General features: G+C 65.2%; 14 protein-coding genes, 1 pseudogene and 1 riboswitch. Of the genes and pseudogenes, 8 read left to right on the top strand and 7 right to left on the bottom strand.

Features of this window, described 5'->3' with window-relative positions:
• Positions 1–15 precede the first annotated feature (15 nt).
• From H3H39_RS23620 to H3H39_RS23605, 4 genes are all read left to right on the top strand, one after another.
• Positions 16–513 carry a MarR family winged helix-turn-helix transcriptional regulator gene (locus H3H39_RS23620; RefSeq protein WP_182156840.1) on the top strand — a complete coding sequence of 166 codons (498 nt, stop codon included), beginning with the start codon at positions 16–18 and terminating at the stop codon, positions 511–513.
• 84 nt (positions 514–597) lie between these two features.
• Positions 598–2670, top strand: a complete 2073-nt coding sequence (locus tag H3H39_RS23615; RefSeq protein WP_229218219.1) for an FUSC family protein — start codon at positions 598–600, stop codon at positions 2668–2670.
• Positions 2660–2860 carry a DUF1656 domain-containing protein gene (locus tag H3H39_RS23610; protein ID WP_182156838.1) on the top strand — a complete coding sequence of 67 codons (201 nt, stop codon included), beginning with the start codon at positions 2660–2662 and terminating at the stop codon, positions 2858–2860. The genes H3H39_RS23615 and H3H39_RS23610 overlap by 11 nt, the downstream gene beginning before the upstream one ends.
• A gap of 35 nt (positions 2861–2895) precedes the next feature.
• Positions 2896–3798 (top strand): efflux RND transporter periplasmic adaptor subunit, encoded by a 903-nt coding sequence (locus tag H3H39_RS23605; protein ID WP_182156837.1) that lies wholly within the window; start codon positions 2896–2898, stop codon positions 3796–3798.
• Between the two features lie 10 nt (positions 3799–3808).
• Here the strand turns inward: H3H39_RS23605 and H3H39_RS23600 are convergent, their stop codons facing one another.
• On the bottom strand, positions 3809–6079 hold the full coding sequence (locus H3H39_RS23600) for a TonB-dependent receptor (protein ID WP_182156836.1): 2271 nt from the start codon (positions 6077–6079) through the stop codon (positions 3809–3811).
• Positions 6080–6304: 225 nt separating this feature from the next.
• Here H3H39_RS23600 and H3H39_RS23595 point away from each other — a divergent pair, with 225 nt between their 5' ends.
• Both H3H39_RS23595 and H3H39_RS23590 read left to right on the top strand, forming a co-directional pair.
• Entirely contained in the window at positions 6305–7240 is a 936-nt protein-coding gene (locus H3H39_RS23595) for a LysR family transcriptional regulator (protein ID WP_229218218.1), read from the top strand.
• Between the two features lie 325 nt (positions 7241–7565).
• Entirely contained in the window at positions 7566–8231 is a 666-nt protein-coding gene (locus tag H3H39_RS23590) for a hypothetical protein (protein ID WP_182156835.1), read from the top strand.
• An 8-nt stretch (positions 8232–8239) separates the two neighbouring features.
• On the opposite strand, the gene H3H39_RS23585 is transcribed toward H3H39_RS23590, so the two are convergent.
• The 6 genes from H3H39_RS23585 to H3H39_RS23560 all read right to left on the bottom strand — a co-directional run bounded on the left by H3H39_RS23585 (position 8240) and on the right by H3H39_RS23560 (position 13786).
• The gene (locus H3H39_RS23585) at positions 8240–8803 is read right to left on the bottom strand and encodes an ester cyclase (RefSeq protein ID WP_182156956.1); all 564 of its coding nucleotides are present in this window, start codon (positions 8801–8803) and stop codon (positions 8240–8242) included.
• Positions 8804–8990: 187 nt separating this feature from the next.
• Positions 8991–9737 (bottom strand): SDR family oxidoreductase, encoded by a 747-nt coding sequence (locus H3H39_RS23580; RefSeq protein WP_182156834.1) that lies wholly within the window; start codon positions 9735–9737, stop codon positions 8991–8993.
• 18 nt (positions 9738–9755) lie between these two features.
• Complete coding sequence (locus tag H3H39_RS23575; protein WP_182156833.1) at positions 9756–10070, bottom strand: hypothetical protein; 315 nt, start codon at positions 10068–10070, stop codon at positions 9756–9758.
• A gap of 1 nt (position 10071) precedes the next feature.
• The gene (locus H3H39_RS23570) at positions 10072–10737 is read right to left on the bottom strand and encodes a thiol:disulfide interchange protein DsbA/DsbL (protein ID WP_182156832.1); all 666 of its coding nucleotides are present in this window, start codon (positions 10735–10737) and stop codon (positions 10072–10074) included.
• A 109-nt stretch (positions 10738–10846) separates the two neighbouring features.
• The gene (locus H3H39_RS23565; RefSeq protein ID WP_182156831.1) at positions 10847–11731 is read right to left on the bottom strand and encodes a cobalamin-binding protein; all 885 of its coding nucleotides are present in this window, start codon (positions 11729–11731) and stop codon (positions 10847–10849) included.
• Positions 11732–11794: 63 nt separating this feature from the next.
• Positions 11795–13786 (bottom strand): TonB-dependent receptor, encoded by a 1992-nt coding sequence (locus H3H39_RS23560; protein WP_182156830.1) that lies wholly within the window; start codon positions 13784–13786, stop codon positions 11795–11797.
• Positions 13787–13869: 83 nt separating this feature from the next.
• Positions 13870–14110: riboswitch (cobalamin riboswitch) on the bottom strand.
• 121 nt (positions 14111–14231) lie between these two features.
• Here H3H39_RS23560 and H3H39_RS23555 point away from each other — a divergent pair.
• Both H3H39_RS23555 and H3H39_RS23550 read left to right on the top strand, forming a co-directional pair.
• On the top strand, positions 14232–15047 hold the full coding sequence (locus H3H39_RS23555) for a DODA-type extradiol aromatic ring-opening family dioxygenase (RefSeq protein WP_182156829.1): 816 nt from the start codon (positions 14232–14234) through the stop codon (positions 15045–15047).
• A gap of 90 nt (positions 15048–15137) precedes the next feature.
• Positions 15138–15557, top strand: a pseudogene (locus H3H39_RS23550) (type II toxin-antitoxin system HicB family antitoxin).
• Positions 15558–15632 lie beyond the last annotated feature (75 nt).

Here is a 15632-nt window from a genome sequence, read left to right as displayed (position 1 = left end):
GCAGAGGAGTAGGCAATGAGCAGTTTTGAAGCGACTAAAAAGCGCCTGAAAAACATCCATGCCCGCGTGCCGGACTTCCCGGAAGACTTGATGCGCCTGATGCGCATGACGTACCACATCCAGAAACGGATGAAGGATTTGACCAACGCCGCGCTGCGCAAGTATGAGCTGGTGGACGCCAGCTACATGGTGCTGGCCGTGCTGTACGGCTCGGACGACGAGATGTCGACCGCCTCCACGCTGGGCGAAGCCTGCATGGAAAAACCGGCCAACCTGACGCGCGTGTGCAACGACCTGGAAGCCCAGGGCCTGATCACGCGCGGCAACCGCCCCGGCGACCGGCGCTGCGTGATGATCGCGCTGACCGACGCCGGCCGCGAGCTGGTATCGAAAGTGCTGCCCGAAGTGTGGCAATCGACCACCCGCGCCTACGACGGTTACAGCCCGGAAGAAGTGGCGCAACTTGAAGCCCTGTTCAAGCGACAGTTGAACAATTTAGAAAAACACACATAACCTGACATCGCCACCATGATCCCCGCTCCCGCCACCGACCTTCCCCACCCGGCCAGCAGAGCGGGAAAAAAACTGGCGGCGAGCTTGATCCATCAGCTGCGCGACTGGCGCGCCAGCGAAGGCGAGCGCTGGATCTTCGTCGCCAAGGCCATGCTGGCCGCCTTCTCCGCGCTGTGGCTGGCGTTCCGTCTCGGCCTCGATTCGCCCAACACGGCGATGACCACCACCTTCATCCTGGCCCTGCCCAGCAGCGGCATGGTGCTGGAAAAAGCCTTCTACCGCCTGTTGGGTACCCTGGTCGGCTGCACCAGCGCGCTGCTGATCGTGGCCATCTTCCCGCAACAACCGGTGGCGCTGTTCCTGGCGCTGGCGCTGTGGATAGGCTTGTGCACGGCCGGCGCGGCCATGCACCGCAACCAGCAATCGTACAGCTTCGTGCTGGCCGGCTACACGGCCTGCATGATCGCCGTGCCGGCCATCGACCATCCCACCACCGTGTTCACCCTGGCCGTTACCCGCGTGACGGAAGTGGGGCTGGGCGTGATCTGCGCGGCCGTGGTGCACGACGTGCTGTTCCCCCGCCACCAGTCGCGCCAGGTGATGCGCACCGTGCAGGCCCGCTACGACAGCTTCATCGCCTTCTGCCAGCAGACGCTGGAACACAGCCTGTCGCCGGCCCAGATCGAGCTGCACCACCTGCGCTTCGCGGCCGACATCGCCGCGCTGGAATCGGGCCGCGCCGCCGCCTTTTTCGAAGCGGCCCATGCCCGCGCCCACACGCGCCAACTGCACGCCTTCAACAACGCCTTCATGTCGGCGCTCACCACCTGCTACACCTTGCACCGTTTGCTGCGCCGGCTGCGCGCCCACCCGCCTTCGCCTGTGCTGGCGCTGATCGAACCGCTGCACGCCACGGTGGCTGCGGCCTTGCGCGAGGACCTGTCCGGCGCGCGCATGGAGCATGTGCGCGCCACGCTGGCGCGGCAGGCGGCCCAGGCACAGGCACAGGCGGCACTGCTCAAGCCCGAACGCGCGCAGCGAATCGCGTTCGATACGGCGCTGGAACTGCTGGACCGCTTCGTGCGCGACATCGGCGCCTTCGCCGCTCTCTACCACGGCCTGACCCAGCAACGCCAGATGCAAGTCAGCGACCCGGTCGCCTACAGCCCGCGCACGCCAACCGGCATCGTGCTGGCCAGCGGCGTGCGCGCGGCCGGCGCGCTGCTGGCCGGCGCCACGCTGTGGTACTGGCTGGCCTGGCCCTATGCCGCCGGGGCCATCATCATGACGGCCATCTTCTGCGCGCTGGCCTCGTCCTCGCCGCGGCCGGTGGCGATGATACGGCAGGTGATGGCCGGCTTCCTGCTGGCGTGGCCGCTGTCGTTCCTGTGCGAATACCTGCTGGTGGTGCGCGCCAGCGGCTACCCCATGCTGGTGCTGGCCGCCCTGCCCGTGTTCGCGCTGGGCAGCTACCTGACCACCGATCCCAAGCGCGCCGGCGTGGGCCTGGGCCTGACCATGTTCGCCGCCCAGGTGATCGCGCCGCTCAACCAGATGCAGTATGACGGCGCCGCCTTCCTCAGCAACACGCTGGCGATGCCGGTGGGTGTGGCGCTGGCCTGGGCCATCTTCGCCGTGCTGCTGCCGGAGCACACCATGGGCCAGAAGGACCACATCGCCGCCGCCCTGTGGCGCGAGGCGCTGGCCATCTGCAAGGGCGCGCTGTTCCGCCGCAAGCACCGCTTCGACCACCGCGTGCGCGATTTACTGAGCCAACTGAACGCCGCCGCCGGCCCCGCGCCCGGTGCGCCCGCGCGCGCCGTCGTGCGCCAGGGCTTGACCTTGCTGGAGCTGGGCCATTCCGTGATCGAGATGCGCCAGCTGATCGCCGCCAGCGAAGCGGGCCCGGTGCGCAATGCGCTGGCATTGTGCGTGGACCAGTTGGCCGCCTACTTCCGCGCGCCCAACCGCGCCAGCAGCGCAGCCGTGCAATACGCCGTGCTGCAAGCCGGCCCGCCCATCCGCGAAGCGCTGGCCGAGGCCACACCGGCGCGCCAGGTGCGCCTGCGCACGGCGCTGACGGACCTGCATTCCATTTACACCTCCTTGCTGGACCAGATGCCGCAAGTACCAGGAGACACCAACCATGCCGCGTGAGATCGCCATTTTCGGTGTGCTGATGCCGACCCTGCTGCCCTTGTTCATCGCCAGCCTGCTGCTGCAAGGTGTGCTGGACCGCGTGCTGGGCCATGTGGGCCTGTACCGGCAAGCGTGGCACCCCGCGCTGGTGCGGCTTTGCCTGCTGGTCTGCATCTTCGGCGCGCTGATCGTCGCGCTGTACCAATAAACCGCCCTACCTTACTTTTCGCTGGGAGAACCGCCTTGAGCGCATCCAAACTGTTTCGCTTCGCCCTGACCGCGCTGCTGCTGGCCGGCGCCATCTGGACCGGCCACCTGGCCTGGGACCACTACATGGAATCGGCCTGGACCCGCGACGGCCGGGTCAAGGCCGACGTGATCAACATCAGCGCCGACGTGGCCGGCACCGTGACGGAAGTGCGGGTGCGGGACAACCAGCTGGTGCGCCAGGGCGAGGTGCTGTTCGTGGTCGATCCGGCCCGCTACCGCAGCGCGCTGGAGCAAGCCAGCGCCGTACTGGCCTCGCAGCAGGTGGAAAAAGGCCGGCGCGTGCAGGAAGCACACCGCCGCGCGGGACTCGACAGCGCGGTCGTCTCGGCCGAGAACCGCGAGACGGCGGAAGCGGCGGCCGGCACGGCCACCGCACAATACCAGGCGGCGCAGGCCGCGCGCGGGCTGGCGCAACTGAATCTGGAACGCACCGTGGTGCGCGCGCCCGTGACGGGCTATGTCACCAACCTGAACGTGCACACGGGCGATTTCGCCGCCGTGGGCGCGCCCAAGCTGGCCGTGATCGACCGCGCCTCGTTCTACGTGGTGGGCTATTTCGAGGAAACCAAATTGCCGCTGCTGCGGCCCAACGACCCGGTCGAGATGCGCATGCTGAGCGGCGACACCCCGCTGCGCGGCCACATCGAAAGCGTCGCGCACGGCATCACCGACCGGGACGCCGGCACCGGCCACGAACTGCTGGCCGACGTCAATCCGACCTTCAACTGGGTGCGGCTGGCGCAGCGGGTGCCGGTACGCATCCACATCGACCAGGTGCCGCAAGGGCTGGAACTGGTGGCCGGCACCACCTGCACGGTGGTGATCGGCGCCCACCCGGCGCCGGCGCAAGCGCAGCCCAACCACCGCACCAGTTAAGCCTGGCCTTTTAAAAATCAGCCTTGGCCGACAGCTGGACGCTGCGCGGCGCCTGGCTGATGTACTGGTCGAAAGCCGCCGTCTTGCCCGGCGAGATGGAGACGAACTCCTGGCGGTTGAGCAGGTTGAACACGTTGAACTGCAGCTTGAGCGTCTTGATGCCGGCGCCCGGGTTCTGGAAACGGTAAGCCACACTCAGGTCCATATTGCCGTAGGCCGGGGTCAGGTACTGGTCGTAGGCGGCCGGCTTGGCGGGATCGTAGTCGGCCTGGCGGACTTCGCCGGTGCGCTTGTAGATCAGCGATGCCGACCACGGGCCGGCGTTGTACAGCGCGCCCAGGGCGGCCGTCATGTCGGGCGAACCGGAGATGGTCTTGCCGGTGTCGTTGGCGGTGGCCTTGTTGGACGAGCCGTTCGCGTACAGTGCCAGGCCATTGCCCACGGCCCAGGTCAACTGGCCTTCCACGCCTTTATAGGTGACGCCGCCCAAGTTGACGTAAGCGGCCGCCGTGCCACCGAGCCCGTTCGACACGTACTTGTTGGTGAAGTCGATGCGGTACAAATCCACATCCCACGTCAGCACATCCCGCTTGCCCACCACGCCCAGCTGGTAGTTGGTGGACAGCTGGGGATCGCTGCTGTTGCGGGTCGGGTCGGCGAGATAGAACGACTTCAGGTCCGGGATCTGGAAGCCCTTCGCATATTGGGCGTACACGGCCAGGTCCGCGCCGATGCGCTGGTTGGCCGTCAGGAACGGCAGCGTGGCCTTGTAATCGACGGAGGTGTGCTGCGGCAGGCGCGTGGACTGGTTCACGTCCGCGTCCACCGCGCGCGTGATGTGCACCGCCTTCACGCCCGGCGTCACGGTCAGGCTGTCGGTGGCGGCCCATTCAAATTCGACGAAGGGCTGGAAGTTGCGGATGGTGGACTGCTGGTCGAACAGCACGCTGGGGAAGGCCACCGGTGCGGGCTTGGTCTCGCGTGGGTCGCGCAGGTTCAGCGTCAGGTCCAGGTCGTACTGGTGGCGGTCCGTATCCGAATACTCGTACCAGAAGCCGGCGCGTCCGGTGCTGTTGCCGAACTGTTTGCTCAGCTTGAAAATGTCGCCATAGGCGCGGTATTTGTTCTGCTTGTCGATGCCGGGAATGTCCTTGTTGCCGGGGGCGCCGGCCTTGGTCCCGGGCAGCGTGGCGCCGGTCGGATCGGTGGACGCGATGGTCTGGTTGTCGTAGGCGTAGGTGTAGAGCTGGTTATCCGAGTTCACGCCGTCGCCCCAGCTGGTTTCCAGCCGCAGGTAGCTGAAGTCCGTATGTTTGCTGGTGTGGTTGAAGCCCGTGTAATTGAAGCTGGTGGGGTCGTCGTTCAGGCTGTAGTTCTTGCCGAATTTGGCGATCTGCGCCAGCGTCGGCCCCTTCGAATTGTCCGGCTGGACGTACTTGATCTCGTTATCGGTGGCCACCACGGTCGCCAGCGTGTCGGCGCCTATGGTGCGCTGGAACTTGATGAAGTAGTTGTCGCTCTTGATGCTGTTGCCCGTCAGGTAGCCGTCCGACTTGAGGTGCTGGTAGTTCAGTTGCACGGTGGCGTTACCATAGTCGCGCAGGCGGCCGCTTTCGAACGCGCCGCCAACGAGCGCCGTGCCCCAGGTGCCGACGGAGCCGAACAGGCTCGCGCTCTGCGTCTTGGAGGGCTCCTTCGAATACAGGTTGATCGAGCCGCCGAACGTCGCGTAGCCGAAATTGCCGGCCGTGCCAGGGCCCCGCTCCACCACCGCGCCGCCGATCACGGAACCGGGGAAGAACGAGGTCGAATGGTGGGCCGGGTTATTGGTGTCGCCCCAGGGGATGCCGTCGAAGGTGATGTTGTACTGGTCGTCGCCAAAGCCGCGCATGGTGGTCTTGGTTTCGGACAGGCCGGGGCCATTGGCCGAATCGCCCGACATGCTGGGCGCAATATTGACGATGCGGCTATATTCGGCCGTGGGCGCCACCGACAGCTCGATGAATTCGCGCGTGATGATCGATTGCGGCTCGCTCGCCTGCAAGCTGGCCTGGGTGGGCGCGACGAACGACGCCGAACCCTTGGCCGTTTCATCGGCACGGTAGGCGCCGGCCTTGGCCGACACCACCACGGTCGCGGTGGCGGTTGCGCCGGCGGCGGCAGCGGCGGCGGCACCGTCGGCATCGGGCATGTTATCGGCGGCGGAAGCGCCCATGTGCACGAGGGCGAGAGCGACGAGGGAGGCGAGCTTGGTGCGGGGGAAAGCGCGGTTCGAGGTCATGGGGTCGGTCACTATAAAAATGTAAGTTACACGTTGGTAAAACGTGCAACCCTACGCACCAAATGTGACCGCGCTATGATGATTTTATGGCACTTCCATGACAATGCGGCAAGAATGCGACAGTTGCCACGCCAGTCGGCCGGGCGTCGCCATCGCTCAATCGGCATCTCTCCCTGAGCTGGGTTGGCATTCGTGGGTAGAATGGCGCACTCGCACGGGAGCAACATGAACGACATCCACTACACGGGCGGCATGGAGCGCTTCGGCGCCATCCGGCTGTTTCTCGACGCCGCCCGGTTGGGCAGCTTTTCCGCCGCCGGGCGCTGCCAGGGCCTGTCGCCGGCCGCCGCCAGCGCTGCCATGCAGCGCCTGGAAGCGTCGCTGCAAACGAAACTGTTCGAACGCACCACGCGGCGCCTGCGCCTGACCGAGGAAGGCCAGATGTACCGTCACTTCAGCGAGCAGGCACTGGCGCTGATGACGGAGGCCGAAGCGGGCCTGCGCGCGGGCGGTGACGCGGTGCGCGGCACGGTGCGGATCTCGGCGCCATCCGACCTGGGACGCAATCTGCTGCTGCCCATGCTGGAGCAATTCCGCACCCGGCATCCGGCGCTGCTGTACGCACTGACGTTGAGCGATACGCCGGCCGATCTGGTGCGCGACGATATCGACCTGGCCATCCGCTACGGCCAACTACCCGACAGCGACATGGTGGCGCGTCCACTGGCGGCCAGCCGGCGCGTGGTGTGCGCCGCACCGGCCCTGCTGGACCGCTGCGGCGTGCCGGCGACGCCGGCGCAACTGGCCGATCTACCCGCCATCGTACTGGCGACGGCGCATGGTCCCATGCACGACTGGCGCTACACCGATACCGTTGGCGGCAAGCGCCGCGCCGCATGCGTGCGCGTGCGGCGCTACCTGCAAAGCAATGACGGTGAAGTGGTGCGCAAATGGGCCGTGAGCGGCCAGGGTTTTGCGTGGAAGTCCCTCCTCGACATTGGCGATGACCTGCGCGCCGGCCGCCTGCGCACAGTACTCGACGAATACTTCACCGACGGTGCTCCCCTCAACCTGCTGTACCACCGTCACCGCTTCCAGCCGCCGCGCGTCGCGCTGCTGGCCGATTTTTTGCAAGACCGCTTCGGCCAGATAAAAACTTGAGCATCTTCACGGAAGTGCGAAAAATCCAGGTGCTGACGCGGCTACTCCGATAGTTGCAAAAGCGGGACGCAGGGTGGTCCTCATTTTTTTCCGGATTTACTAAATTGCGCGATTCGCGGATAGATCGCGATAGCCGCCACGATTCCGATCTGATTAGTAGCGCATAGTGGAACTAAAACGCACGAGACGCCTCTAATCAATATATAGCCGTTTAGCGAAAAATAGTGTTGCCGCAACGGCCATTTTAGTAGGCGATAGTGCGTTGCAGTGGCCCCCCGTGGGGATTAGCTGCGTTTAGAAAACCGCCCTTTCCGGGAGCACCACCATGACTGTCTACGAAAAGCTGGTCCGTTTGCCCGCCGAAGTGCTGGAAGAACTGGGAGATCACTCCGGTCACTGGTGGTCGGACCCCGCGTTGGAAGCGATCATCGTCGAGGCTATCCACGCCTTCATCAAGCCGGCGTCGGCAAAGCGGCAGCAGCAGCCGGCCCCGGATACGGCCGGATATCAATGGAAGCAGCTGTTTCTTCCGGCTGGAACCCGGCTGCGCGCCAGTTTCGGCGGCAAGCCCAGCTTCGCGGTCGTTGTGGAGGACGGCATCCAGTGCGACGGGCAAGCCGTCTCGCCGTCCGGCTTCGCCAACCGCCAAGGGAGCGGCAACCGCAACGCGTGGAAGGTCATCTGGTTGCGCTTTCCCGGCAGTGAGCAATGGTTGCTTGCTGATGTTTGCCGGGTCCAGCAGAGCGCAGCGATCGCTCGCCTGTTCGGTGGCGAAGCGCAGACAGCCAATCTCGCCACGCCGCCCCATCCGGTGCCGGCAAGCCGTGCGAAGCGCGCGCGCGATCCCCAGCCCAAGCCGAAGAAAAAGGCGGCGCGCCCACCCGGCGTGGCGGCGATTGCGCATACTGATGGAGACCAGCGCAAGCATGGTGCCGGAAGAGGCGCCCGCCGCAAGCGCCGGGCACAAAAGCACGTCCCCGGCAATCCGTAAAGAATCATTCAAGGACGAATCACGCCCATTTGGCGCAGCAGCGCCAGATTGTCCTCCAGGTGCCAGTTATCGGCGATACGGCCATCGGCTATGCGGTACAGGTCGAACGCCTGGAAGTCGATGGCTTGTCCCTGGCCTTTGATCTGCCCGAACTGGCCCGTGAAATGACCCGTGAAATGCAGACGCACCACCACCCGGTCACCCGCCGCCACCATGTCCGTCACTTCCGCTGACAGGTCGGGCACGGCGGCCCGGAAGTTGCGCGACGCCTGCAAGGGGCCGGCGGTCCCCTGCTCCCGCCCTTCCGGCAAGGTGCGATCGGTGAAGTCTGGTGCCAGCGCCTGTCGCGCGTAGGCTGGATCACCACTGTTCCAGAACGCGGCGTAGCGGCGCGCGGCCAGCATCACGGCCTCCAGTTCGGGCGTGGCGGCGGCACTGAACACGCGGGCCGGTGCGGGCAACGCGGCGGCAGGATGGGCCATGTCAGCCACGCCGGCCACGGCAGCCGCCGTGGCCACAGCGGTCACAGGGCTCACGGTGGTCAGAGGCGTCACGTCAGCCGTAGCGGCCATGGCAGCCAGCGGCGCGGCGCACAGCAGGCCGGCGAACGTGCGGGATAGGGAAAGGTGGGAATGGGACATCGGCAGCTCCTCGCAAAGATTGGGTCTAGTGCACAGCGCACGAACCGCATTCTGAGCGCGCCGGGCCAACTTGATAATCGGCCCGGCGCTTGAAGCACTTCCCTGTTTTATTTGAAGATCAGCGCGCGCCAGCGGCGTCGATGAAGGTGCCGCTGACGTAGGACGACTGCGGGCTGAGCAGCCACAGGATAGCCTCGGCCACTTCCTCCGGCTGGCCGCCGCGCTGCATGGGCACGGTGGCGGCCATGCGCTCGACGCGGCCGGGATCACCGCCACTGGCGTGGATTTCCGTATGAATCAATCCGGGCCGCACGCAGTTGACGCGGATGCCTTCGGCCGCCACTTCCTTGGACAAACCCAGCGTCAGCGTATCGACGGCGCCCTTGGAGGCGGCGTAATCGATGTAGACGTTGGGCGAGCCGACCCGCGACGCACCCGACGAGACATTGACGATGCGTCCGCCCTGCCCGCCGCGCGCAGTGGACATGCGCAGCACAGCCTCCTTGCAGCACAGGAAGTAGCTGATGACATTGGTGGTGAACACGCGATGCAGCCGCTCGACCGACATCTCCGTCAGCTTGCACTGCTTCTCGAGCACCCCAACGTTGTTGACCAGCGCCGTGATCGGTCCCAATTGGGCATCGATGGTGGCGAACAGGCGCTGCACGTCCGCCTCCACGGCCACGTCGGCCTGCACGGCGATCGCCTGGCCACCGGCGGCCACGATGCGATCACGCAGCGCTTCGGCCGCGCCGGCGTCGGAACGGTAGTTGATGCAGACGGCGTAGCCGCGCTGGCTGGCCAGCAGCGCCGTGGCCGCGCCTATCCCCCGGCCGCTGCCGGTGACGAGCAAAACTTCTTTCATCGTGGCCGACTCCAGGTTCTACTCAGGTTTTACGTGACGCAAGGCGTAAGCCACATGCTGCCACCAGTGTTCGCGCGAGTGCACCGTCTTCAGGCACTTGGTGTCGATCTCGCCCTTGAAGACAGGATCGGCGCACTGCCGGTTGATCAGCGCGTTGCGTTGATTCTCCGCGTTGCTGAGCGCGATCGTGAGCCACACGATCAGGCCGATCGCGATCAACAGGGTGCTCCACGCGATGTGGTTGATGTAGCTGTATTCGTACAGGGTGTTAATGTCCGGCTCGGACTCCCTGTACATCTTCATCACGCCTTTTTCTACTTCGTTTTCTTCCATTTTATTTCTTGGCTGCTTTCTCCGCGCTGGTCTTGGCGACCAGCATGTCCATCACCTGGAACAGCGCCGCGTGCGCGGCCGGCACGTTAGGCTGGCCGTGACCTGCCAGCGCTGGCGAGGTGGTGTAATGGCCGTCGATCACTAGGCTGGGCGCGCTGTCGAGCTTATACTCGTTCACCAGTTGCATCGACCGCTTCATCTTGGTTTGGACCGCGAAGGAGTTGAAAAATTCCAGGTACTTGGCCTTGTCCACGCCGTTTTTCGTCACGAAATCGAGCAGGCCCTGGTCCGTATTCAGACGATTATGCTCCACATGGATGGCGTGGAAGATTTTTTCGTGCAGGCCATTGCCCAGCGCGTTCATCGCTTCCAGCGTGGCGAAGGCGTGCGCCTGCGGCTCGGTGACGTTGGGCGCCATGTGCAGGCGGCGGAACACGATCTTGTCGCCCTGCTTCTTGACCCACTCGTTGAGCACGGGGTCGAGCGCGTTGCAGTGCGGGCAGTGGTACATGAACACTTCCACCACTTCCACTTTTTTGCCGGTGTCGGCGCGCACCGGGGTATCGAGCGTCATGTAATCGACGCCGCTCTTGAAATCGGCGGCATAGGCGCCGGAAGCGGATGCCACAAAGGCGACGGAAGCAAGCAGGAGACGCAGTAAGCGCATAACGATCCTTCATGAATGAGTAGCGAACGCCGGGAGATTACCACTTTTTGCCGGCCATTTTGGGGCCGGCGCGCAAAAAACGGTGCTTCGCGCCTGAATTAAGCCCGTCCTAAGGCCGGTGGCGGCGCGCCGTTTCCAATTTTTCACACAACTGGGTTGCCGCGTCGGCGATGCGCGGGGTGGCGCGGGTCAGCATTTCGCCGTCGAGCGCGAACAGGTTGCCCCGTTTGACGGCCTGCATGCCGGGGTATTGCTTCCACAGGTAGATGCCGGCGTCCGGCTGGCCGGCCCGCTCGCTGCCGATGATGGCTTCGGGATTTTCCTGCAACACGGCCTCGGTGCTGACGGACGGCGCCACCACCTTCTGCGCGGCGAACACGTTCTGGCCGCCGCACAGGCGCATCACGTCGCTGGCGATATGGTCGCCGTTGAGGGTGAACAGCGGTTTGTCCCAGATCTGGTAGAACACCCGCACCGGCGGGCGCCGCGCGTAGGCCGACGACAGCGCGGCGATGCGGGCGCGGTAGTCGCGTGCGGCGGCTTGCGCGGCCGCCTCCGTGCCCAGCAACTGGCCCAGGCGGGTCAGGCTGGTGGCCACTTCGTCCAGCTTTTGCGGTTCGCTGTAGAACATGGGCACGCCCAGGCTTTTCAACTGCTCCAGCTGGCGTGCCGTGTTCCCGCTTTTCCACACCACCAGCAAATCGGGCTTGAGCGCCAGGATGCGTTCCATGTCGATCTGCTCGTTGCTGCCCACCTGCGGCACGCGCCTGGCGGCCGGCGGGTAGTCGCTGAAATTCATGGCGCCCACCACGCGCTCGCCACCGCCGGCCGCGAACAGCAGCTCGGTGATGTGGGGCGCCATGGCGATCACGCGCTGGGCGGGACGCGCCAGCGTGACGGCGTTGCCGGCGTCGTCGCGCACGGTGATGGCCGCGTGCAGCGGAGTGCACAGCAGCGCCAGCGTGCAGGCCAGGGTTCGGGGTGGGAAGTGCATGGCGGTTATCCGATGATGAAAAAAACGCCGGATGCGTGGGCATCCGGCGCTGACTGGCTGCGCTTAGAAGTCGTAGCGCGCGGCGACCTTCAGTTGGCGGCCATCGCTGGGGTAGATACCGCCACGGCACTGGAACGCTTGCGAGTAGTAGTGCTTGTCCGCCAGGTTCAGGCCGGCGACGGACAGTTCCCACTGGCCCAGTTTGCGGGCATAGCGCGCGTCGAAGGTGGTGAAGGATGGCATCTGCGACGAGCAGTCGTTACGGAAGTCATCACCGAAGCGCTGCTGGTCCACCCACTGGGCGCCGATGTCGGCGCTCTGGCCGCTGGCCGGGGTCCAGGCCAGGCGCACCGTCACGATATTCTTCGGTACCAGCACCATCTCGTGGCCGGCGTTCACACCTTCGCGGAAGGTGGCCTTGACGTGCTGGTAGTGGCCGATGACGGTCCAGTCAGGCGCCACGCGCGCTTCGCCGTCGAGTTCGAAGCCCTCGCGGCGGGTGGGCGCCAGATTGGTGTTGAAGCCGTAGCCACCGTTCAGGGTCGGGTCGAAGAAGATCTCGTTGGTCAGGTTGCTGCGGAAGATGCGGGCAGTGACCTTGCGCTGGGCGTCGCCGTAGCTGGCGCCCAGTTCCAGGTCGTGCGAGGTTTGCGCATTGAGCGGATGATTGGCCGTCGGTACGTAAGCGTTTTCATCCGAGTTGGCCACGCGGTAGCTCTGGCCAGCCTTGGCGAAGGCTTCCAGCGCCGGCAGCACGGCGTAGCTGCCTTGCAGCTCCCATGCGTTCAAGCCCTGCGAGGTGTTGTACTGGCCGACGGGGAACGCCAGCGGATCGCTGAAGTCCTTGTCGAACAATTCGCGGCGCACGCCGGCGGCCAGGCGGCCGTTATGGGCGGGATCGAACTTGATCTCGTCGCGTACGTAAATGGCCTTGGAACGCTGGGTCGCGTCAGCCTGCGAGAACGAGGCGTTGGTCACGCGGTTCCAGCGCATCAGGTCCAGGCCGGCCACCAGTTCGTTGGTCAGGCCCGCCACTTCGCCCAGTTGGCGCAGGCGGGGCGAGAACTGGGTCTGCTTGCTGGTGTATTCCGCTGCGGACGGGCCGAAGGAATAGACGTAGGTCGACTTGGCCGTCTTCTCACGGTGCGACAGTTCGGCCGCCAGGTCCAGGTTGCCGATGCGGCGCGTGATGAAGCCGGTGAGGCGGTCGCTGTCGAGCGAGCCGAAGTCGTTCGGCGTCATGGTCTGGCGCGGGTTGGCGTCGAACTGCGCCTGGCTGAGCGAACCGGCGAAGCGCATGTCTTCGCGCGCGCCCTCGTAGCGGAAGCCCATGCGGCCTTCCTTGCTGAACCACTGGGCGCCGGCGCTCACGTCAACCTGCTTGTAGTTGTTGTTGGCGCGGTAGTTGTCGTTGTGGCGCAGGTCGACGGCGCCGTCGGCGGCAAAACCATCCCAGGCCTGGTGCACGGTGCCGCGCAATTCACGCTCGCGGAACTGGCCCACTTCGGCCGTCATGCTGCCGCCGGTGCCGCGCGCAGTCGGATGCTTGGTGACGATATTGATCACGCCACCGGTCGCGCCTTCACCATACAGCACACTGGCGCCGCCGCGGCTGATCTCGATGCGCTCCACCGTATCGACGGGAATGCTGGACAGGATCACGTTGGACAGTTCGCTCTCGGACACGCGCACACCGTCCACCACCACCACCAGGTTCTGGATGGAGTTGGTGCCGAAGCCGCGCAGGTCCAGGCCGAAGTCCGGGCTGCCGTCAAGGCTGTTGCGGCCGTACACGCCGCCGATCTTGCGGATCGCGGCGTTGACGTCGGTGACGCCGGCGCGGCGGATCTCATCAGCCGTGATGACGGTGGCGCCAATCGGCGCCATGCCGGCGGTGGCGTCGAAACGGGCGCCCGTGATGACGATGGGCGCCAGCGACTGGCCCACGGTGGTTTGCGCCAGCGCAGGTGCGGCGGCCACGAAGCAGAGGGAAACGGCAGCGGCCAACACAAGCGGCTGCGACGCCGGCAGGCGGCGGGTAACGGTGATTTGCATGTCAGATCTTTTTTGAAAAGGCATCCGCCTGCGTCCCCGCAAGCCGGAATAAACCGGATGGCGCGCCGGCGCCCTGGGCGCAACGCTCATCCACCTGTCTGGCCGGTATCCGGGCTTGCAAGTCGGACTGGCCCACCTTCCTACGCGCGCATCGTCGCGCATAGTGGTCCTTGAGCCAGCCTGCCGGCCGCGCGTGGCGGTCGGCGCTTGTTTACCGTTGCGGGGGCAGCACACCTTGGCCGTGATCGCTGGGAGCGGCCTCGTGTTTCCCGTTTAACTGCGCACGTGGTCACGCGCGCGGGCACCAAAACCCCGGCATTATACCCGCCCCCATGACCGGAGCGCTGATCGTTAACAAAAGCTGAATGGACCATCCAGCTCCACACGATTGAATACTTGAGTACTCAAGCATATAGTGAAGGCTTACCTAGTCTGGAGACTGACCATGTCGCACCCTGCCTTACCCACCTATTTCCTGTCCCACGGCGGCGGCCCCTGGCCGTTCATGAAAGCTGAATTCGGCAACACCTACGACGCGCTGGAAGCGTCGCTGCGCGATATTCCGCGTCAGTTGGGCACCACGCCCAAGGCCGTGCTGGTGGTGACGGCGCACTGGGAGACGCGCGAGTTCACCGTGTCCGCCAGCGCGCGGCCGCCCATGATCTACGATTATTACGGTTTCCCGGCCCACACCTACGAGGTGAAATACGACGCGCCCGGTTCGCCGGAACTGGCCGCGCGCGTGAAAGCGCTGCTCGACGGCGCGGGCCACGCCACGGCGCTTGATACGGAGCGCGGCTTCGACCACGGCACCTTCAGTGCGCTGTATCCCGTGTATCCGCAGGCGGACGTGCCCATCGTCCAGCTGTCGCTGCGGCATGGCCTCGATCCGCTCGCCCACGTGGAGGCGGGACGGGCGCTGGCGCCGCTGCGCGAGGAAGGGATTTTGATCGTGGGCAGCGGCCTCAGTTACCACAACCTGCGCGCCTTCAACGCACAGGGCGCGGCGGCCTCGCACCAGTTCGACGCCTGGCTGCGCGCCACCATGGCGCTGCCGCCGGCCGAACGCACGGCCCAATTGCTGCAATGGGAGTTAGCGCCGGCCGCGCGCCTGGCGCACCCGCGCGAGGAACATCTGCTGCCGTTGATGGTGGCGCTGGGCGCGGCCGAGCAGGAAGCGGCTGCCATGCCGTATCACGAAGAGGCGTTCTTTGGGGCGCTGGCCGTGTCGAGCTTCCGCTTCGGGCAGGCACTCGAATAAACGTTGAACAGCGTCAAGAAGCAACTCAAACTGAAGTGAAGCGACCCGCAATGACATGCCGGCATTTGCACCACATGACAAGGAACTACGATGCGATACCCTGCCAAGTTTGAGCCGGATCACGACGCGGGCGGCTATGTCGTCACCTTCCGGGACATTCCCGAGGCAATCACCCAGGGCGACGACGACGTCGAAGCAATGACAATGGCGGAAGACGCGCTTGTATCCGCCATGGACTTTTATTTCGAGGACAAGCGCCCCGTGCCCGCACCATCTCAGCCTCTGCCAGGCGAACGCATGGTTGCCCTGCCCGCCAGCGTAGCGGCAAAGGTTCTGCTGTTAAATGAAATGTTGTTGTAAAAGGTCGGCCCATCCGAACTGGCACGCCGGCTGGGCACGATTCCGCAGGTGGTCAACCGTATGATGGATTTGCACCATGCGACCAAGATCGACAAGGTAGCCCAGGCGTTGGGATGCCTGGGCAAACGACTGGAGCTGCAAATCGTCTAATGGTTTCCATGCCGGGAGCTGGCGCCGCTCAGGGGTACTAGTTCAGACTTGACAGACAGAACATGTCTGACCATC

This window comes from Rugamonas apoptosis (assembly GCF_014042355.1).
Lineage (GTDB): Bacteria > Pseudomonadota > Gammaproteobacteria > Burkholderiales > Burkholderiaceae_D > Rugamonas > Rugamonas apoptosis.
Note: the sequence above shows the minus strand (reverse complement) of the source record. Positions and strands in the feature narration are given on the sequence as shown.